Source organism: Sporocytophaga sp. (assembly GCF_017745095.1).
Lineage (GTDB): Bacteria > Bacteroidota > Bacteroidia > Cytophagales > Cytophagaceae > Sporocytophaga.
Genome location: NZ_JAGHZZ010000022.1, coordinates 18013 through 38570, shown reverse-complemented (window position 1 = coordinate 38570; position 20558 = coordinate 18013). Strand labels below are relative to the sequence as shown.

At 36.0% G+C, this 20558-nt stretch carries 17 protein-coding genes; 6 read left to right on the top strand and 11 right to left on the bottom strand.

Annotated elements, in window-relative coordinates; translation table 11 throughout:
* Positions 1-8: 8 nt before the first annotated feature.
* The 3 genes from J7604_RS22325 to J7604_RS22315 all read right to left on the bottom strand — a co-directional run bounded on the left by J7604_RS22325 (position 9) and on the right by J7604_RS22315 (position 2935).
* Positions 9-374, bottom strand: a complete 366-nt coding sequence (locus J7604_RS22325) for a hypothetical protein (protein WP_293901136.1) — start codon at positions 372-374, stop codon at positions 9-11.
* A gap of 147 nt (positions 375-521) precedes the next feature.
* Positions 522-1712, bottom strand: a complete 1191-nt coding sequence (fabV, locus tag J7604_RS22320) for an enoyl-ACP reductase FabV (protein ID WP_293901133.1) — start codon at positions 1710-1712, stop codon at positions 522-524.
* A 239-nt stretch (positions 1713-1951) separates the two neighbouring features.
* A complete protein-coding gene (locus tag J7604_RS22315; protein WP_293901130.1) occupies positions 1952-2935 on the bottom strand; it encodes an NADP-dependent oxidoreductase in 984 nt (327 codons plus the stop codon).
* A gap of 121 nt (positions 2936-3056) precedes the next feature.
* On the opposite strand from J7604_RS22315, the gene J7604_RS22310 reads away from it, so the two are divergent.
* Positions 3057-3368 carry a helix-turn-helix domain-containing protein gene (locus tag J7604_RS22310; protein ID WP_293901127.1) on the top strand — a complete coding sequence of 104 codons (312 nt, stop codon included), beginning with the start codon at positions 3057-3059 and terminating at the stop codon, positions 3366-3368.
* A 142-nt stretch (positions 3369-3510) separates the two neighbouring features.
* Here J7604_RS22310 and J7604_RS22305 read toward each other — a convergent pair whose 3' ends face one another.
* From J7604_RS22305 to J7604_RS22270, 8 genes are all read right to left on the bottom strand, one after another.
* On the bottom strand, positions 3511-4764 hold the full coding sequence (locus J7604_RS22305) for an efflux RND transporter periplasmic adaptor subunit (RefSeq protein ID WP_293901124.1): 1254 nt from the start codon (positions 4762-4764) through the stop codon (positions 3511-3513).
* Positions 4765-4772: 8 nt separating this feature from the next.
* Positions 4773-9140, bottom strand: coding sequence for a CusA/CzcA family heavy metal efflux RND transporter (locus J7604_RS22300; RefSeq protein WP_293901121.1), 4368 nt, complete (start codon positions 9138-9140; stop codon positions 4773-4775).
* Positions 9141-9367: 227 nt separating this feature from the next.
* On the bottom strand, positions 9368-9685 hold the full coding sequence (locus J7604_RS22295; RefSeq protein WP_293901118.1) for a DUF6660 family protein: 318 nt from the start codon (positions 9683-9685) through the stop codon (positions 9368-9370).
* Positions 9686-10069: 384 nt separating this feature from the next.
* A complete protein-coding gene (gene ahcY, locus J7604_RS22290) occupies positions 10070-11377 on the bottom strand; it encodes an adenosylhomocysteinase (protein WP_293901115.1) in 1308 nt (435 codons plus the stop codon).
* Between the two features lie 481 nt (positions 11378-11858).
* Positions 11859-12380: a hypothetical protein gene (locus J7604_RS22285; RefSeq protein ID WP_293901112.1), complete on the bottom strand. Its 522-nt coding sequence runs from the start codon at positions 12378-12380 to the stop codon at positions 11859-11861.
* A gap of 133 nt (positions 12381-12513) precedes the next feature.
* Positions 12514-12924, bottom strand: coding sequence for a hypothetical protein (locus J7604_RS22280; RefSeq protein WP_293901109.1), 411 nt, complete (start codon positions 12922-12924; stop codon positions 12514-12516).
* A 184-nt stretch (positions 12925-13108) separates the two neighbouring features.
* Positions 13109-15130: a PspC domain-containing protein gene (locus J7604_RS22275; protein ID WP_293901105.1), complete on the bottom strand. Its 2022-nt coding sequence runs from the start codon at positions 15128-15130 to the stop codon at positions 13109-13111.
* Between the two features lie 47 nt (positions 15131-15177).
* The gene (locus tag J7604_RS22270; RefSeq protein ID WP_293901102.1) at positions 15178-15525 is read right to left on the bottom strand and encodes a PadR family transcriptional regulator; all 348 of its coding nucleotides are present in this window, start codon (positions 15523-15525) and stop codon (positions 15178-15180) included.
* Between the two features lie 334 nt (positions 15526-15859).
* Here J7604_RS22270 and lgt point away from each other — a divergent pair, with 334 nt between their 5' ends.
* The 5 genes from lgt (at position 15860) to J7604_RS22245 (ending at position 20512) form a co-directional block, all read left to right on the top strand.
* Complete coding sequence (gene lgt, locus J7604_RS22265) at positions 15860-16693, top strand: prolipoprotein diacylglyceryl transferase (RefSeq protein ID WP_293901099.1); 834 nt, start codon at positions 15860-15862, stop codon at positions 16691-16693.
* 408 nt (positions 16694-17101) lie between these two features.
* Positions 17102-18175 (top strand): DUF748 domain-containing protein, encoded by a 1074-nt coding sequence (locus tag J7604_RS22260; protein ID WP_293901096.1) that lies wholly within the window; start codon positions 17102-17104, stop codon positions 18173-18175.
* 113 nt (positions 18176-18288) lie between these two features.
* Positions 18289-18771 carry a DUF4126 family protein gene (locus J7604_RS22255; protein WP_293901093.1) on the top strand — a complete coding sequence of 161 codons (483 nt, stop codon included), beginning with the start codon at positions 18289-18291 and terminating at the stop codon, positions 18769-18771.
* A gap of 195 nt (positions 18772-18966) precedes the next feature.
* The gene (locus J7604_RS22250) at positions 18967-19926 is read left to right on the top strand and encodes a lytic transglycosylase domain-containing protein (RefSeq protein WP_293901091.1); all 960 of its coding nucleotides are present in this window, start codon (positions 18967-18969) and stop codon (positions 19924-19926) included.
* Between the two features lie 232 nt (positions 19927-20158).
* The gene (locus J7604_RS22245) at positions 20159-20512 is read left to right on the top strand and encodes a hypothetical protein (protein WP_293901088.1); all 354 of its coding nucleotides are present in this window, start codon (positions 20159-20161) and stop codon (positions 20510-20512) included.
* Positions 20513-20558: the final 46 nt, after the last annotated feature.

Genomic DNA, 20558 nt, shown 5'->3' with positions numbered 1-20558 from the left:
TTAGTTCATCATGGGGTAACTAAGAAACATTCTTGCTCTTTATCAAAAATAATTTTATTCAATTTAATATCATAAATCTGACACAGTGCATTATACATTACAAATGCAGTAACCATCATTGTTGTATCACGAGGATACCAGAAAAAATAATCAATTATAACTAGTATATCTGACGTTTCCTTCCAATGTTTTTCCAAAAATAAATCTGCACCAAAACGAAACGCTGATATCCATTCTTCATTTTCTTTATTTAATCCGTTAAAAATTATTTGAGGATAATTGTTAATAGATCTTTTCTTTTCAACACGAATTGATAATTCAGCATAATATCCTCGTTTACCAATTTGTTCTTTAAAAGTAAATATGGTTTCCATTGCAAATAATACTATAATATGACTTTTATCTAGATAGTAATTTCTGAAGTAGTATTTAAAAATTAATAAGCAACGATCAATCTAAAAAAATAATGCCTTCAATTATGATAATTGAAGGCACTTTGTTCAATTAAAATTCTAACAAAATTATTGCAACTCTTCTATCTGTGTATTTTCATTAACGTCTTCTAAATAGTTGACGTTAGAAAAATTAAAACCAAACAGATTCAGAAAATCTGATTTATATCCCTGCAAGTCGCCGATTACAGGCAAAGTTTCGCTAGTAGCCTGCTCCCATAGTTCAGCCACTTTATCCTGAACATCAGCTCTCATTTCCCAATCATCTATTCTTATTCTCCCTTTATCATCAGTAGGTATTTCCTGCCCTGTATACAAACGTTCTCTGAACAAACGATCTATCTGCTCAATACATCCTTCATGAATCCCTTTTTCCTTCATTGTTTTATACAGAAGTGAGATGTATAAAGGAATTACAGGAATAGCCGAACTAGCCTGAGTAACCAATGCTTTATTCACAGAAACATATGCCTTTCCGTTTAACTTTTTTAACGAATCAGTTATTTTAAAAGCAGTCTCTTCCAAGTGATCTTTAGCTTTTCCAATTGTTCCTTTGCGATAAACAGGCTCGGTAAGTGCAGGTCCTATGTACGAGTATGCAATCGTTGTTGCATTGTCAGACAGAGCTCCTGCATTTAAAAGAGCATCGATCCACATTTGCCAATCTTCTCCACCCATTACAGCTACGGTATTTTCAATATCTTCTTCAGTAGAAGGATTGATGGAAATGCTGGAAACCACACCAGTATGGAAATCTACTGTTTTATTGGTATAGCTCTGACCGATAGGCTTAAGTACCGAACGGTGAGTAATCCCGGTTTTTGGATTGGTTCTCACCGGAGAAGCCAAGCTGTATATTACCAGGTCTACTTTACCCAGATCTTTTTTTATCAGGTCAATGGTTTTGTTTTTGATATCATCAGAAAAAGCGTCACCATTAATGCTTTTTGCATAAAGGCCTGCTTTTTTTGCTTCTTTTTGAAAGGCAGCGCTGTTATACCATCCCGGTGAAGCTGTTTTGCCTTCCGATGGTGCCTTTTCAAAGAAAACACCAATTGTGGAAGCTCCGGCACCAAAAGCACTTACAATTCTTGAAGCAAGACCAAAGCCTGTCGAAGCACCTATTACGAGCACATTTTTAGGCCCTTTAATCTGTCCCTTAGGTTGGGTGTACTGAATTTGATTTAATACATTTGCCTCACATCCTTTTGGATGAGCGGTCAAACAAATAAATCCTCTCATTCTAGGTTCAATTATCATATTTGTTTATCCTGTTAAACGTCCTAACTCCGAAATATAAGGAAAATACTTAACATAAAGGCAAACTTATACTTTAGAAGGCTCAAGTTTTGTTGTCTCATGGTGGTAGTTTTATATTAATTTACAATCTACTGTAAAAACTTAACAGCCTGTAAATCTTGAATATTGTATCAAATTTTGTTTAATGAGGTTCTAAAAAATAAGACACCTTTGAAGAGGTGTCTTTTTACATTTGACTTTTAATATGAGTTAAAAAGTTCGAGTACGATTTTTCCATGTTTCTTATCTTGCCATGAATAATTTTTATCTGTATGAGGAAGAATCTTTCCAGGAAGATTTAATGAAAGGGCTTTCCATGCTTCACTTGTTTTTTCAATGGAAAACACTTTTGCAATATCTGCTTTTAATAAGCCTTTATCAAATAACTCAGCAAAATACGACAGATCTTTGCTTGAAGGAACATGATGCATAAAGATCCCGGAAAACTTGTGCTTTAAGGCATCTTCTTCAGATACTGGTTGATTTGTAGCAATCAGATATCCTCCTTTTTTTATAATTGAATAAGAACGTTTTTGAACTTCTCCTCCTACAAGATCAAAAACAACATCAACATCATTCACCATTGATTCGAAGGTATTTGTTTTATAATCTATTACCTCATCTGCCCCCAATGAAGTAAGATATGCTTTATCAGTCCCGGAAGCTGTGACAATAACTTTAGCTCCAGCCTGATGAGCAAACTGAACAGCATAGGCCCCTACTGCTCCTGCACCACCATGGATTAGAATAGTCTGACCTGAAATCAGATGAGCATATTTAAACAAGCCTTGCCACGCTGTTCCCGCCACAACTGGAACTGAAGCAGCTTCGATAAACGAAAGTGATTTTGGCTTTTGGGAGATGGCATTTGGATTTGCGGCAACATATTCAGCATAGGCACCTCCTGTTGGGCTATTGCCGTATACTTCATCTCCAACTTTAAAGCCAGTAACTTTGCTTCCCAAAGCCTCAATTTTACCAGAAAAATCACTCCCGGGAATCCATGGGAACTGCAAAGGATAAATTTGTTGGATAGCACCCGAAGCTTTTAATCCGTCAATGTGATTGACAGAAGCTGCATAGACTTTTACCAAAACCTGATCTTCATTAATTTGTGGTACGAGGGTTTCATTAAATTGTAAGGTTTCTGCTGTACCGTAGTTATATAAGTTAATCGCTTTCATAAGAGTTTTTTTTTGATAAAATTGAGGCATTTCATTACTTTAGTCAAGTACTTACTTTTTGGTAAGGTGCTTACTTAGAAGTTAGAATTACTGATTATAAGCCTGAAAAATTATAGATTTTGTGAAAAAAAATTTGGATGAAGATTGCGGTATCCGAAAAGCAATGAAGCTTGTTGGAAGCAAATGGAAAGTGATGCTAATCCGAAAGATGCGTGATGGAGCCAAAAGATATGGTGAACTGAAACGTTTGATCCCTGATGTGAGTGAAAAAATGTTAATTCAGGAATTAAAGGAACTTATGGATGCAGGTCTAGTAGCTAAAATAGCTTATGCTGAAGTACCTCCAAGAGTGGAATATAAGTTAACTGAAAAGGGAGAAAAAGCTTTACCCATCCTCGATAGCATTGTAGCATTTGGAGAAGAAAATTTTTAGTTTTTAAACCGCTCCAACTCACAGCCGGAATAACTCTTCAACATAGCCGCTTCTAAGATCTTATTAATTTTAATTAAATAAACTATTAGTTTGAACAACAGCAAGAATATTTTGTTGCTGTTGCCCAAACTGTGGCTGATTTTTAGTGACCGTGTCCTTCCTCTTCAGAATTATTCATTTTTGAAAGTAAAGCGTATGCCCCTTTAACCACAACCTCAGCATCAGTTTCAAAACCTTCAGGTAAAATAACTTCTGTAAATCCATTCTGAGATACGCCTTTCTTTACTTCTATAGATTTGAAAGAAAATTCTTCTGAAACTTCTTCTTTATGTTTGCCTTCATCACCTTTATGATCCGGAGTATATTTATCATTTCTCTCATGAGGTACGCTTTCTTCGTGCGTGTGGCCATGACCTTCATCTTTGATGAATATAAAATATTTCCCACCTGACGAAACCACAGCTTCGTCTGGTAATGCCGTTGTAAGATTATCTGTGATCTCAATAAATGCTTTCAGATAAGTATTGGGTAAAAGATTCCTGTCTTCTTTATCCAGGTGAGCATGTACCCTTACAGTTCTGTCTTCTCCAATTTTTCTGTTTATAAGATAAACAGTAGCTGTTCTAAATTTGTGCTCCTCATTTACCAGTTGAAATTTTATTTTCTGGCCTTCTTTCACTTTAAATACATCCTTCTCAAAAACGGTGAGCTCTGCATGCAAATGGTCAGTATCAACGATTTCACAGATCAGGTCTTGCGGATTGACATACTTCCCGATGTTTATATTAACAGCAGTAACATATCCGCTAATGGGTGAGACAATTGATACAATGCTTTTAATCGCTCCATTTTCAACCGTAGATGGATTAATCCCCAGGATCGAAAGCTTCTCCAATAAACCTTCATGCATGGCTTTAAGACTTTGATATTCTGAAGTAACCTGCTGGAATGTTTTTTGAGAAGCTACATTATCCTTTGCCAGTTCTTCCTGCCTTTTATATTCCTGCTCGGCGAAGAGAAGTTTACTCTTATTATTGAGGTAGTCCTGTTGAATCTGGATAAAATCAGGATTTTGTATTGTTACCAAAACCTCTCCTTTCTTAACTCTCATGCCTTGTAAAAGATGGGTTGATTTTACAAATCCACCCATCATGGCAGCAACTGTTACTAGGTTCTGAGGAGGCACATCTAATAAGCCATTTACCGGCAAAGTAGAACTGATATTTTTCATTTCAACTTTACCAAAAGCAATACTGGCATTCTTATACTGACTGGCCGTCAGTTTAACACTACTTTCTTCTTCATGATACTCTTCATTTTTATTCTCCGGATCTGAATTACACGCAGAGATAAAAATCATGTATGAAAATGTGATGATATATATTAACTTATTCATGACGTAAATTATTTATTTCCAATCAGATATTCTATTACAATGATGGATTGATTAAACTGATTTAAAGCATTTAGATAGCCTTGCTCAATAGCAACTGCTCTGGCTATGCCCTGAGAAAATTCCAGGTAACCTATATTGCCAGTGCGATAATTCTTCCAGGCGCTATTTTCCAGAACCTGAGCCGTAGGCAATACATTGCTTTCATAATACTCCAGACTTATCTTGTATTTTTCATACTGCTGATAAGCATTCTCGTATTCACCCTGAAGGTTTCTTTCAAAAGCTTTATGGCTTGTCTTAGCAGCGTTTACAGAAGCATCTGTTGCCTTTATTCTGGACATTTGAGGTTTGATCCATAACGGTAAAGAAACGCCAACCATCACCCCTTGGAACCGCTGCCTTTTGCCTGCAACCAGAGACACATCCTTATAATCTGTAGCCCCATAAAGCGTTTGAGAAAAGTATCCCAGATTTATATCCGGAAGCAATCTGGCCTTTTGAAGCGTCTTATTGGCATTTGCCACTTCCACTTGTTGCTGAAAGAAATTTAATGAAGGATTGGACACAATTGCATTTGTATCTTCCATCAAAATCAAAGTTCTTTTATCCAAGGATGATTCTATTGAGGTTACAGGCTCTCCGCTATTCAAGAAGGTCTGAAGCTGTGTTTCATAAATCTTTATATCAGCATTGACCTGAGTGATGTACGTACGATTTTCATAAAACTGACTTTGAGCAGTAGCTTTTTCAAGTGTATTTGTTTCTCCAGTTTTTAACCGCAGATCAGCAGCATTCAGAAAGTTGGAATAAAGCGTATCAAGCTTAAGCTGCAATTGCATTCTGGATTTGGCTAATCTTAGATTATAATAGGCAACTTTAATCTTATAGTCCAGGTCGTTCTGTATTACAGCAAGATTATACTCAGCACTCTTCGTCGTAGCTTTGTAATATTGAGCCTGACGATGCATAACTACAGGGAAAGGGATATCCTGAGACAAAGTTATGTTATTATCATTATAAAAACTATTATACTGACCATACATGAGAGTTGCATTCGTCTTAGTGATCTCTGTTGAAGTTCCTTTCAGCGCTTTATTATATGCTACCTCATATTGAGCAGATTTGATCGAATTGCTCTGTTCATGAGCCATTTGTAAGGCTTGTTCTAAGGAAATACTCAGGGGAGCTGTTTGTGCTTCCGCATTGTTCCCAGATAAAAACAAAAACACTGAAACCAGCAGAGTCATTGCAGCAGGAGATATCCTCTTAAATCCTGTCTCGGAAAAGATATAGAGTATTGGCAGAATAAGCAAGGTAAGCAGGGTCGCTGATATTAAACCTCCTATTACTACAGTGGCAAGAGGTTTTTGTACTTCAGCACCGGCCCCCTGAGACAGCGCCATAGGCAGGAAGCCCAGTGAGGCAACCAAAGCTGTCATTAATACCGGACGTAAACGAATCTCTGTTCCTTTTCTGACTATCTCATACAAGTCTGTCAGGCCGCTGCTTTTTAATCTATTGAATTCTCCTATAAGTACTATTCCATTAAGCACCGCTACTCCGAAAAGTGCTATAAAACCAACTCCTGCAGAAATACTGAATGGCATATCTCTCAGATTCAGTGCTAAGACTCCTCCGATTGCAGAAAGTGGGATGGCAGTAAAAATCAGTATACTTTGTTTTACAGAATCGAAAGTAAAGTAAAGCAATATGAAAATAAGACCTAAAGCAATCGGTACAGCTATACTTAATCTTTCCTTTGCTTCGATCAGATTTTTAAACTGGCCACCGTAGGTAATGAAATAACCCGGAGGAAGTTTCATTTGCTTATCCACCTTTGATTTGATCTCTTCAACTATACTTTCCACATCTCGTCCCCTCACATTAAAAGCCACTATTATTCTCCTTTTGGTATCGTCTCTTTGAATCTGATTCGGACCTACTTTGAATTCTATGTTAGCTACCTGTGATAAAGGTATCTGAGTACCTTTTGGTGTAGTGACATAAATTTGCCTTACATCATCTATATTCTGTCTGTCCACTTTATCTAATCTTACAACCATATCAAACCTTCTTTCTCCCTCGTAGACAAGACCAGTAGCCTCCCCTGCAAAAGCAGTTCGTATAATCCTGTTCATTTCATCAATGTTTAACCCGAACTGAGCAATTTTATCTCGGTCAAATGAAACTACAATCTGTGGTAAACCTGTTACCTTCTCAACATATAGGTCCTTGGCTCCTTCTATCGGGGAAACAATCTTACCAAGCTTATTTGCCTGTTCAGTAAGAATGTCCAGGTCCTCACCATAAATTTTTATGGCCACATCTTGTCTTGCACCTGTCATCAATTCATTGAAGCGCATCTGAATAGGTTGCTGAAAACCAAAATTCACTCCCGGTAATTCATTTTCGAGAACTTCTTGCATTTTGTTGGCTAACTCATCTCTGGTCGAAGCACTTGTCCATTCATCCTTGTCTTTCAGAATGATCATAAGATCGCATGCCTCAATAGGCATTGGATCTGTAGGTATTTCGCTTGATCCTACTTTACCTATAACCTCTTTCACTTCAGGAAATTTTTTATTCAGAATTTCTCCTGCTTTTAATGCAGTGTTAATAGTCTCCTGCATGGAACTTCCCATCAACACCCGCGTCTCTACAGCAAAGTCTCCTTCATCTAGAGTCGGAATAAACTCTCCTCCCATGTTCAAAAACAGCCAAAGACTTCCACCAAACAACAAAAATGCTGTCAAAGCAACAACCATCTTCTTTCTTAAAGCAAATTCCAGTAGAGGATGATATACATTCTGAAAAAACTCCATAATCTTATCAGATATATTTTTCTTATGCTCAGTTTTCTTACTTAAACACAGAGCGGACATCATAGGCACGTATGTAAGAGAGAGTATAAAAGCTCCTAGAATCGCGAATGATACTGTCTGAGCCATAGGTTTAAACATTTTCCCTTCAATGCCAACCAGAGCAAGTATTGGCAGATAAACTATCAGGATAATGATTTCCCCGAAAGCTGCTGAACTTCTTATTTTGGAAGCTGCATCAAAAACTTCTGAATCCATTTCATCCTGAGATAACCTATGAGTAAGACCTCTGTCTGTTATGTGGTGCAAAGTCGCTTCTACAATAATGACGGCACCATCCACGATCAATCCGAAATCTATAGCACCAAGAGACATCAGGTTTCCGGATACCCCAAAGAGATTCATCATCGAAATGGCAAACAACATGGCAAGGGGAATGACAGAAGCAACCACAATACCTGCTCTGAAATTGCCCAGCATTAATACGAGGACAAAAATTACTATCAGGGCTCCTTCAATCAGATTTTTTGAAACTGTATGAATTGCATTATCTACAAGTTTTGTTCTGTCAAGAAAAGCTTCTACCTCGATGCCTTCAGGCAAAGATTTGCTGATTTGCTCAATTCGCTCTTTTACATTTCCAATTACTTCATTGGAGTTCGCCCCCTTTAACATCATCACAATACCACCGACTGCCTCCCCCTGATCATTGCGGGTCATCGCGCCATAGCGGATTGCATGTCCCAATTGAACAATACCAACATCACGCATTAACACAGGTGTTCCATTAGTCGTATTCTTGACAACAATCTTTTTAATATCCTCCAACCCTCCGGCAAGTCCTTCCGTTCTTATAAAGTAGGCATTGGGAAGTTTGTCGATATATGCTCCTCCCGCATTCTGATTATTGGTTTCCAGAGCTGCAAACACTTCCCCTATGGTAATGTTCATACTGCGAAGTTTTTCAGGATCAATCGCTACCTCATATTGTTTAAGATAACCACCAAAACTGCTTATATCTGCAACTCCTTTTGTACCCAGCATCTGCCTTCGTACAATCCAATCCTGAATGGTGCGTAGTTCCATAGCTGAATATTTCTTTTCATATCCTTTTTTGGGGTGAAGAACATATTGATAGATTTCCCCTAAACCTGTTGTAATAGGGCTTAAATCAGGAATTCCGACACCCTTGGGAATCTGCTCAATAGCAGCTTTCAATCGTTCTGAAACCTGTTGTCTTGCCCAATAAATATCTATGTCATCCGCAAAAACGATTGTAACAACTGAAAGGCCAAATCTGGAAATTGACCGGATCTCAATGATCCCTGGAATATTAGCCATACTGATTTCCACAGGAAAGCTAATTAGCCTTTCTACCTCCTGAGCAGCAAGAGAGGGACTTGTAGTAATGACCTGTACCTGATTATTAGTGATGTCAGGTACCGCATCAATCGGAAGACGGGTTGCAGACCAACAACCCCAGATAATAAGCGCAATAGTTAACATCCCGACAATTAACTTATGCTTTATCGAGAAATATATAATCTTATCTAACATAGATAAATTCTGATTTAAATAGTGCGTCCCTTATGGATAAAGCTCCATGCTGCTATAGCCAATCAGGCCCAATAAACCTCACGTAGCATGAAATAAAATCCGGAAAGTTTGTATGCACTCTCCTCCTTTGTTTTTAATTAATTTAAGAATAAATGAATGGCAAATGTATGCAACCAGTTCTCTAGTTACAACCATACAAGTAGATTCAAATATCCGATCAGTAGGTATTAGGAAAGCTTTGGCGGCTGCCAGAATGAATGGTAATAAGAAGAATTAAATTGAGTGTAATAAGGAACATTGCCTCGTGACTCAATTGTCTTTATACTCTGGCTAAAAAATACAGGTATATTAACTCCTACAAACGAACAACCACAGCAGGAACAAATACAAAAAGGGCTACATAAGTCACCCTCATCTTCACTGTGGTTATGAATTCCGGAAATAGATATAGAAGATTTTTCTCCTTCACAGGTAAAAGAATCCAGGCACGGCATTATTGACAAAGCCATGACATAGACACTAATTATAAAAACGAAAAACTTCATATCGCTAATTTAACAAAAACCTGAACAAAACAATCCTTTCAAGGAAATTATGTATAATTTAACGGTTTGCTCTTATACATATTACATAATCTCTCAACTAATAATCACCTAACTACCAATGTATAACATAAAGAAATCAGCTCTTTACCAGCTAAAATTCCTATAAATGATCATGCTTCCTTTTTAACAGTTAAAATGTCTTCAATATTCTTTGTAAAACTTTCTGGTAAGTGATCGCCCATTCTGTGAGTCTCTGATCTTATGCTTTTTAGTAATTTGATTAAAAAAGAAAAACGACCTGCATTTACGCAGATCGTTTTTCTTAAAGTTTAGGCTCTTATCAAATTGGCAATTAGATAGGAGTCTTTTATGAATAATCAAATATTAATATCTGTATTCGTCAGACTTGTACGGTCCTTCTACTTTAACACCGATATAGTTAGCTTGATCTGTTGACAAAGTATCCAATTCAACCCCTATTTTAGCAAGGTGCAAACGAGCAACTTTTTCATCCAAATGTTTAGGAAGTGTGTAAACTTTATTCTCATAGTTAGAACCATTTGTCCAAAGTTCCAACTGTGCTAATGTCTGGTTAGTGAAAGAATTAGACATCACGAAAGATGGGTGACCTGTAGCGCAGCCAAGGTTTACCAAGCGACCTTCAGCAAGGATAAGAATATCTTTGCCTTTGATAGTGTATTTGTCAACCTGAGGTTTGATTTCTATTTTAGACTTACCATGATTTGCATTCAGCCAAGCCATATCAATTTCGTTATCGAAGTGACCGATATTGCAAACAATGGCCTTATCTTTCATAGATTCAAAATGACGTCCGACGATAATATTAAAGTTACCTGTAGCAGTAACAATAATATCAGCACGTTTCACAGCATCATCCATTTTTTTAACTTCATAACCATCCATAGCTGCCTGCAATGCACAGATCGGATCTATTTCTGTAACAATTACACGGGCACCTGCTCCACGCAATGAAGCTGCAGAGCCTTTCCCTACGTCACCATATCCGGCAACCACAGCAACTTTACCAGCCATCATGACATCAGAAGCACGACGGATAGAATCTACCAATGATTCTTTACATCCATATTTGTTGTCAAATTTAGATTTAGTAACTGAATCATTGATATTGATTGCAGGCAATGGCAATTTTCCTTTTTTCACACGCTCATGTAAGCGTAATACTCCGGTAGTTGTTTCTTCTGATATACCTCTTATACCAGGAACTAATTCAGGATACCTATCAAGTACCATATTTGTCAAATCGCCACCATCATCAAGGATCATGTTCAATGGCTTTCTGTCCTCACCGAAGAATAATGTCTGCTCAATACACCAGTCAAATTCTTCTTCATTCATACCTTTCCAGGCATAAACTGAAACACCGGCAGCAGCAATAGCAGCAGCAGCATGATCCTGTGTAGAGAATATATTACATGATGACCAAGTTACTTCAGCTCCTAATTCAATCAAGGTTTCAATTAATACAGCTGTCTGGATAGTCATGTGCAGACAGCCTGCAATACGAGCTCCTTTTAATGGTTTAGACGCGCCAAATTCTTTGCGAATTGACATCAGACCTGGCATCTCAGCTTCAGCTAAGCTAATTTCTTTTCTGCCCCAATCGGCCTGACCAATATCTTTTACCTTGTATTTTTCAAATGTTGCAATCATAATATTAGTTGTTTTTAAAGGTTCCATTTCAAACAGATGAAATTTCTCCATCCGTTTACTAAACTCTTTACTCGCAATAATACAAAGCTATGCTCTTTAGAATTTATTACCTAATAACAGGACAAACTTAGAATAAACACCTTTAAATAAAAAAAATAAAGAAAAATATTCTAAATCAGTATATCTAATTCCTATTTTGTAGAATATTATTCTAGTGATAGTTTTAACAAATAAGATTCATGACCATTAATACTTCAGAGGATACAACCTGGATATCACATGTAATTAGCTCTTCTCTTATAGCCTTGATTAAAAAAAACGACTTGTATCTCCCAGGTCGTTTTTCAACAAAGAATTACAGAATGATAAGAAATAAAAGATCCGAATAAAATTAAATCCTTTTTTCTGACTTTATTCTAAACTTACAATGACAAAAAGTATCACTTGATTTAAGCTTGCTATAGCTTTATTATCTTTTTTTTTAATGACTTTCGATCGATCTTTTAAATTCATGATTCAACACTATGCCATTAAATATATTCCATTGTAAAATAGCTAATCCAATTAATATTCCTTCCCTTCCAATCAGTTCATATGGTAAAAATGCTAATCCACTCAATAATGATGTTATCATAATCTGAATAAAGGAAATATCTCTTTTTAGGATTAACTTAGTAATTATCAAGTAAAGTAATGAGCCAAATATCCCCGCAGCTATGGTGATGTATTTAATTACTCCCTCTCCACTAAATAACCAAACGCTACAGTGATAAATCAAAACTGATAAAATAAGATGAATCAAAATCTTATTTTCTCCTTTTAACTTATAGTAGGTTGTTACCAAAGGGAATGTCAGCCCAGGCAGGAACATCATAACAGAAATAAATAGAACTTTAATTCCTTCGTTAAAGTCAACTGACCACGAAAAAATAAAATAAATTATTCCTGTTATTATAGAATTTATGAGTGGTTTGTTTCGATTGTAAAACTCCTTTAATATCATACTATCTCTGGCAAGAGTCACATATATAGTAGGCTTGAAAGATTAAATTAAAAAATCTTTTTTCACGATCCCAATGTGACTCTATACAAAATAAATGTTCATTTTTCAAACAGGGGTCTATTGCTTCACCTGATCAACCAACTTTTACAAGCACAAGATTATGGTCAGTTAATTTAATAATTTTATAAAAATTGATGTTTAAGCTTCCTTGAAAAGAAGTTGTAAGGATCATCTTCGCTGTGTCAAGTCTCCATGCACCTTCATAATTATGAATATTAGGATCATTGCCACACCCTGCTGAATAAATATCAAAAAAAGTACCATCCCAATTCAACTCGAATTTATGTCCAAGATTGAAGTTCCCACCTAAATTTCTTTCCAAAAACAAACTATCGGAATTTTGACCCATCAAAAGCCAACTTCCTTCTAATCTCTTATGAACATCTCTATTATTAGAGTTTGCTTGCGCAACCCCTTCAATTGAAGCTGCTAATACCATAAAAAGAAATATGAATTTAAATCCTTTATACTTACTAAACCTCATATAAATTCAATTACAAGACCTATTGTCAATATACTAAAAAAATGCCAATTCCAGAAGCTGAAAAAGATTAACCTATACACCGAGTTTCATACTCTGGCATAACATTACAACAAAAGGCTTACACTCAGAGGTTTCTTCTTAGCATAAGCCTTTACCGATTTAATTGATGATTCGTGTAATCAATCTACATTTCAACCGTTTTTCTCTTTCTTTTTCTCCAATGGCTTCCTTTATGACAGTCTGCATCAATTTCTTTGTTACTTTCTTTATCTATTAATTTCCCATTCTCCTGCATTGTGTAATCAACATCAGCTTTCCAGCAAACACCTTTTCTTCCTTTAAAACTAAACTTTTTATTTGCATGGCTTTTATCATTCATGACAACAGCTGGTATTAACTTACCTTTCACTGATTCATCAAGACGGATCTTTTTCCCCACAGGCACTTGAATATTCACCACAACTGTTTGTCCTCGCCACTTGTCGTCTTTATATATTGAAAAGCCATTTGCAAGGTCCAACATACTATCTCTCACTATCACTTTGTATTGTAGTTTTTCAGCTCTATCAATCGCAGCGTCTTTAGTAGAACCAAAGCTGTATGTTCTGACAGAAACATGATACAAGGAATCTAAACTTTTATCTATATTAAAATTTATCCAAGATAATTTTAAAGTATCGGAAGAAAGATCAAAACCTTGTCCATCATAATCATAATCATGGTCATGATCATTCATCATCCAGCTGAAATTGCCTCCATAATATAATTTTGGATCTGATACAGTCAGCGTTAATTTATCAATGTCTGGCCTCACAGTAGCAACAGAGGTCTCTCCCGTCCCTTCATACTCACGAAATTCTCTTGCCATGCTGATTCCAAATAAAACCAAAGAAACCCATCCTCCCATCCACAATATCCCGAATATCCAACCTAAATAGGAATGACGAGAACGAATCCCCATGATACGTCTTATAAGCCATGTTATTAAACCAATGAGAGGTATTAGTACTAAAAAATTCAAAGCACCTAAGGCAAAAAATTTCTGCCAGTCATCAGTCCATAAGAAGTTATTGACAGGCCACCATGCAAAGCCACCGATAGCTACTCCGGCAAGTGATACAACTAAACATAGAACTATCATGCTCACAATAAACAACAGGAATACTTTTACAAGTGTGCCAATCGCACGAAAAAAACCTGATCGGTTCTGCCTCATAGCATGATTCACTTCAGAGGTAAATGATTGTCCTCTTGTATCCGCATATTTCTTAGCTTTATCACGTAAGTCTTGCGCAGAGCCTTTCACCTCTTCTCCCCATTCACGTACCCGCTCCTTCATATTTTTCGCAATCTTGTTGACATCTATCTTTTCACCACGCATCTCCATTTTCTCATAATCTGTTTTTGCCTCAGGTAAAACAATCCATAAGATGCAATAAGCCAATATAAATGTGCTGCCTGCAGAACCGAAAAAGAAACCTGGGAAAAATGGAAAACTTAAACTCCAAAAAATACCTCTTATAAGGGTAATGAATATTCCGATGATAAGCGGGGCCGCAAAGATAAGCCTGAATATTTTTGTCTCCTGTCCGAAATAAGCAGCAAGTCCACCTGCAACACCAGCAATCATTTTATCATCAGGATTTCTGTACAACCTCTTTGTTATTGGATTTTCAAGGTTTTTAGAAGGTAATATTACCCAAAGGAGAATATATATAAATACACCAAAACCAAACCCGCTGATGGTAACAATTACAAATAAAATTCTTACGATAGCTGGATCCATGCCAAAGTATTCAGCTATACCACTGCACACTCCACCAAGAAATTTATCATTTGCATCGCGATACAAACGCCCTTTTTTTCTTCCTGCTGAATCAGAAGCTTTAGCATGAGCATATTCTGCCTTTTGTTTTGACCCAGTTTCAAATTCATTTGCCTCCTCTGCAGCAAAGTCTTCTGGTCTGCCCATATGCAAGGCAATCTCCTCTATATGTGCATCGGAAATAGCAGGAGCTCCTTTGCGAATCTTATCGTTCATAAGCTCTGCTATTCTGTTCTCTATATCGTTTATTATTTCATCCGCTCCTTCTTCTTTGGCGAAATATTGACGAAGACTATCTATGTAAGCTTTAAGTTTTTCATAAGCCGTATCTTCAATCATTATCACCCTTCCACTGAGATTTATGTTGATGATCTTTTTCATATCTGACTCCTTTTGGTTGAAAATGCCCTTCAGTTTTTAGGACATTGTTATTGGTTTGTTGATGTGTTTGGTTTATTCGTCAGGGCATTGACGCCGTTTGACAATTCATTCCAGGTTTGCTCTAATTCTTTATAAAAGAGTTCTCCCTTTTCAGTCAGGGAAAAGTATTTTCGCGGTGGCCCTGAAGTGCTTTCTACCCATCTGTAGGTAAGCATATCCGCATTTTTCAATCTGGTAAGTAAAGGATAAAGTGTACCTTCCAGAATCTGCAAATTCGCTGCCTTCATTTCTTCGACAATATCACTGGGATAGGCTTCCCCTCTTCGAATTATTGAAAGAATGCAGAATTCTAAAATCCCTTTCCGCATCTGACTCTGCGTATTCTCAATATTCATATTATCCGTTTTGGTTTTATGACAACTATATGAGCCCAAAGGTAAAATTTATTAAGTACTATACAATACATAGTACCTTATTTTTACAGGTAATGTTTAATAAAAGGTAATGTAAAAATATTAATAACCTATAAACCAATACATTACTATTTATACTAATTAACAAATGGATCACTATAGTCTATTCTCAAATAGACTACTTTCACAAAAAGGATGTAAAAAAAGTGTAATTAAAATTTTCCAGTGAATTATATTTCACTTCATTACCAAATGAAGATAAGTTGATTGCTATCTTAGTACGAAAACTTGAAAAAAATTTTTAAGCCATCAATCAATGTTATTAGATTATATAATCTGGAATCCTAATCCTGAAATTTTTACTATTCCATTAATCAATTGGCCCTTAAAATGGTATGGAGTTACATGGCTATTAGGATTTCTGCTTAGTCAACAGGTTATGTTCCATTTTTTCAAGAAGGATAACAAACCCATTCAAGATGTTGAATCATTGACCATATATATCTTTATTTCAAGCATCTTGGGCGCGAGATTCGGACATTTCCTGTTTTATGAGCCTTATGCATTCATAGAAAATCCGCTACAAATTATACTTCCTCCATATGCTGGACTTGCCAGTCACGGCGGGGCAATTGGAATTTTAACAGGACTATTTCTTTTCTGCAAAAACAAGAATTATAATTATCTCTGGATGCTTGACAGGCTTGTGATTGTAGTTGCATTAACAGGTGGATTTATTCGCATGGGGAATCTTATCAATTCAGAAATCACAGGTAAACCTACTGATCTACCCTGGGCGTTTATATTCAAACAAGTAGACAACATCCCCAGGCATCCTGGCCAGTTATATGAAGCGCTCTTTTGTTTCATGCTGTTTGTGATATTGTTTTTTATCTGGAAGAATAAACGAAATGCAATGTATAACGGAATGATTTTCGGAATTTTTCTGATCGCCTTATTTGGTCAGAGGTTTCTGGTTGAGTTTGTAAAAGAGAATCAGGAATCGTTTGAAGACAGCTTAAGTCTTAACATGGGGCAAATACTAAGTATACCTCTTGTCCTGACTGGCTTTTATGTTTTATATTATAGCTTTAGAAAAAAAGAAAGACGGTCAACATTTAAAGATGAAGAGAAGTCAGTAACAACATAGAGCATTTAAAATGAACGTTCATTACCTACTCTAATCTGAGTTTGATTAACAGGCATATCAATTCAAAGCTTAAGTAATCAATCTGTATACAATTCTCTTACTAATATATTTTTTCACTCATGTATTACAAAATGTTTAATATTGACATATAATATATCTAATCTCTTAATAATGACTTTTGGTAATAGCTTAACTTGAGCTATCATTTGTTTATCTGATTCACTCCTGTTTTTTACTTCATACATTTCACCTTTATAGATTACATTTTTCATCTTTTGCAAAGATTAAACAATTAAAAATCAAAGCCTTTATATCTGACAAATTCTTACAAAAAGTAATTTTTCCCTTACTTCGATAAACAATCCCTAAACTCCTTATGTTCTTTTTTAACATTCATAAAGCTAAGCGATGAAGAAAAAGAGATTGTATTTGAAGATAAGTTTAATATTGCTGGGACTATTGATAGCATTCAGATTAGCGCTTCCTTACGTAGTTTTAAGATATGTGAATAATACGCTTTCCGAACTTAACGGATATAAGGGACATGTAGATGACATAGACATACACCTTATAAGAGGTGCATATGCCATTCACCATCTGAACATTGAAAAGACTGAGGGCAAAGCCTATGTTCCTTTTTTTCTTGCTGAAAAAACCGATCTTTCTGTACAGTGGAAAGCCTTATTTAAGGGAGCATTCGTTGGAGAAGTAATCATCAATAATTGTGCTCTTAACTTTGTAACCGGAGGCAAAGGAGCAAATCAGGACGGCGGAAACAATGATTGGAGAGAGCCTGTTAAGAAATTATTTCCACTAAAAATTAATCGGCTAGAAGTATTAAACGGTGAAATCCATTACAGAGATTATTCAGTGAAGCCTGATATTAACTTATATCTACAATCTGTACATGCAGTTGCCAATAATCTTACAAACAGTGAAAAGCTCTCAAAGACGATGGTTGCAGATATTACAGCAACTGGTAAAGCAATGAAAACTGGTACTTTCAATTTTAACTTACATTTTGACCCCTACGCCGAAAGCCCATACTTCGATATGGATGCTAAAATGGAAAAACTTCCCGCAACAGAACTGAATGATTTCTTTAAAGCTTATGGTAAGTTTGACGTTCAGGAAGGCACTGTTGGCCTATATATAGAAGCTGCGGGTAAAGATGGAGGTATAAAAGGATATGTAAAGCCGCTTATTGAAAACCTGAATGTGCTGAAGCCCAAAGAAGAAAAGCTAGGACCTATTCGATTTCTATATGAGGCTGCTATTGAAGGGTTGGGTGAGATATTCAAAAACCATCCGAAAGATCGTATAGCTACCAAAGTTCCATTTTCAGGGCAGCTTGACAATCCTAAAATTCAGGTTTGGACAGTTATTACCAATCTTATCAGCAATGCCTTTATTAAAGTGTTATTGCCCAATATAGACAATACCATTAACATGAAAGATAACGATAAATCCAAGAAAAAATAAAAGGCTAAATCATCTTTCTAACGACAAACTTCCCTTAGGAAAACTATAATTTTTCGGTTCATGTTAAAAAGTAAAGAAGAAATGAATTGATAATATATCGGCCAAGGAGTCTTATGAAAAGGAATAGAAAAAAAGCAATACAACTAACTTTAGGGCTAGGAGCAATTGCCGGAATGAGAGCAACATTTGCCCCTTCTCTTGTATCACAATTTTTGAATAGCAAATCATTCAAATCCCTTTCAAATTCTAATTTGAAATTCCTTCAACTACCTATAAGTAATGTAATTACAAAAATATTAAGTATAGGAGAAATTGTAGGCGATAAGTTACCAGCGGCTCCAGACAGAACATCCGCCCCCCAATTGGTCACAAGAATCATTTCCGGAGGATTGGTAGGTGCTACTATTTTCAAGGCTTATAAACAGAAAAGAATAACCGGCTTAGTGCTTGGAGGCTTATCCGCATTGACAATGACCTATGCAAGCTTTTATGCCCGGAAATACTTTGCAAGTGCATTTAAAATTGAAGATGCTATACTTGGAGGTATTGAAGATACGATAGCCTTAGGTACAGGAGCCGGACTGATTAAAACTTAGGGAATCAGTCCCTACTCTTCTCTATAACTCATTCTTTAAAAAGTTTTTTAAATCTTATTTTTTTTAGAAATTCACAAAACGAATTTATAATCAGGCCATTTATTAATCCTGTTTTAATTTTAGTTAAATAAATTTACCGTTTCAACCATATTTTCGTTACTGTTGAAATAAAATAATTCAACTGGTTTTAAAAGCATGAAAAAATCATTACTCATTCCCTTACTATCACTGTTTTTATTGGCCTGTAAATCAGGGAACGGGCCAGAACAAAATTTATCTGAAACAAGTGAAAGTAAGGCAGATGAAGCAATAGCGAGCGCAAAAATGCCATTTCAGCGCATTACTTCCGTACCAATTCCGGAAGTAGTAACTTTTGCAGGTGAAACAATTCCGGTACAGAGAACTGATGTAAGGGAAGCATTGGAGTATGAATTGATGGTCAATACTTTCCGCCAAACACACACTCTACTTATTATCAAGAATGTAGAACGTTGGAGACCGTTTGTAACCGAAATTCTTCAAAAATCCGGAGTACATCCTGACTTTCTATACCTGGCTGTAATTGAAAGCGAGTTCAACAATAACGCTTCCTCCTATGCGGGAGCAATGGGAATGTGGCAAATTATGGAGAAAACCGCCAAGGATTATGATCTCAAAATGAACCAGGATGTTGATATGCGGAGAGATCCAAAACTTGCAACAGAAGCTGCCTGCAAATATCTTAAATGGGCAAACTCTAATCTGAATAACTGGGTACTCACTGCAGCTTCCTACAATGTTGGAATGAAAGGTATAAAAAACAGATTGGAAGATCAGAAAGTAGATAATTTCTTTGACCTGCACCTCAATTCAGAAACTGCCAGATATGTATATCGGATACTTGCTTTAAAACTAATTCTGGAGAATCCGGAGGCTTATGGGTATTTTGTTCCTCATACTGAAAAATATGAGCCTTTTCAATTCACTACCATAACGGTAAATGATGACATAGATAACCTTGTTGATTTTGCAAAAAAGAACAACACAACCTACAAAGAGCTAAGACAATTAAATCCATGGTTTAACAATACTGATAATTTTAAGCTAAGGATAAAGAAAAAGGAAACCTATGAAATTAGAATTCCGCAACAGAAGATTGTTGCTGGAAAACAATAAAAACTAGAATAGTATGGATTTCTATATTCAAGAAATCCATACTTAGCTACCATTTTTCTTATTCATTTTTTTAGTCCGATTGCCGGATTTTAAACCTTCAAAGATTTCCATTTCCTTAAACCTTAAGTTAAACATCAGATGATGACAAAAATCATCTTTGGGGATAATCTATGTCATTATTAATCTGATAATGCTAGAATACATTTGTATCATAAACACAAACAAAAAAATTATGGGAGCTATAACAAAATCATATACCGGCCAGATTTTAACCAATGATGCAAATGTTTCTACCTGGTCAAAAATAGAGAACTGGATTGATTCTCTTGAAAATTACAGATTCCCCATTGCCGGGGCACTTATAATCATTCAAGGTTGTATTATCGCACCTCCATTATTATTATTAATATCGTTTTTTCATTCAGCATTTTCAGACATTAGTATACTATTGTTTACGCTGTCTACCTTTGCAGTGCTTGTAAGTAATATATCTATTTTGCCGATGAGATATATAGTTGGAGTATTTGGATTTAACCTCCTTTTAAGTATTGCAATCGCTGCAATTCATTTTGTTCCGATGCTTTAGTTATATGTTTTGTTGAATAAATAAAAAAGAGACTGCCTTTGGGGAG

What these genes read in the sequence shown, in the direction of transcription:
- J7604_RS22255 (WP_293901093.1), top strand. Translation starts at nt 18,289, where the DNA reads ATGAAAAGGAATAGAAAAAAAGCAATACAACTAACTTTAGGGCTAGGA.
- J7604_RS22250 (WP_293901091.1), top strand. Translation starts at nt 18,967, where the DNA reads ATGAAAAAATCATTACTCATTCCCTTACTATCACTGTTTTTATTGGCC.
- J7604_RS22300 (WP_293901121.1), bottom strand. Translation starts at nt 9,140, where the DNA reads ATGTTAGATAAGATTATATATTTCTCGATAAAGCATAAGTTAATTGTC.
- J7604_RS22260 (WP_293901096.1), top strand. Translation starts at nt 17,102, where the DNA reads ATGAAGAAAAAGAGATTGTATTTGAAGATAAGTTTAATATTGCTGGGA.
- lgt (WP_293901099.1), top strand. Translation starts at nt 15,860, where the DNA reads ATGTTATTAGATTATATAATCTGGAATCCTAATCCTGAAATTTTTACT.
- ahcY (WP_293901115.1), bottom strand. Translation starts at nt 11,377, where the DNA reads ATGATTGCAACATTTGAAAAATACAAGGTAAAAGATATTGGTCAGGCC.
- J7604_RS22285 (WP_293901112.1), bottom strand. Translation starts at nt 12,380, where the DNA reads ATGATATTAAAGGAGTTTTACAATCGAAACAAACCACTCATAAATTCT.
- J7604_RS22245 (WP_293901088.1), top strand. Translation starts at nt 20,159, where the DNA reads ATGGGAGCTATAACAAAATCATATACCGGCCAGATTTTAACCAATGAT.
- J7604_RS22325 (WP_293901136.1), bottom strand. Translation starts at nt 374, where the DNA reads ATGGAAACCATATTTACTTTTAAAGAACAAATTGGTAAACGAGGATAT.
- J7604_RS22280 (WP_293901109.1), bottom strand. Translation starts at nt 12,924, where the DNA reads ATGAGGTTTAGTAAGTATAAAGGATTTAAATTCATATTTCTTTTTATG.
- J7604_RS22315 (WP_293901130.1), bottom strand. Translation starts at nt 2,935, where the DNA reads ATGAAAGCGATTAACTTATATAACTACGGTACAGCAGAAACCTTACAA.
- fabV (WP_293901133.1), bottom strand. Translation starts at nt 1,712, where the DNA reads ATGATAATTGAACCTAGAATGAGAGGATTTATTTGTTTGACCGCTCAT.
- J7604_RS22295 (WP_293901118.1), bottom strand. Translation starts at nt 9,685, where the DNA reads ATGAAGTTTTTCGTTTTTATAATTAGTGTCTATGTCATGGCTTTGTCA.
- J7604_RS22305 (WP_293901124.1), bottom strand. Translation starts at nt 4,764, where the DNA reads ATGAATAAGTTAATATATATCATCACATTTTCATACATGATTTTTATC.
- J7604_RS22275 (WP_293901105.1), bottom strand. Translation starts at nt 15,130, where the DNA reads ATGAAAAAGATCATCAACATAAATCTCAGTGGAAGGGTGATAATGATT.
- J7604_RS22270 (WP_293901102.1), bottom strand. Translation starts at nt 15,525, where the DNA reads ATGAATATTGAGAATACGCAGAGTCAGATGCGGAAAGGGATTTTAGAA.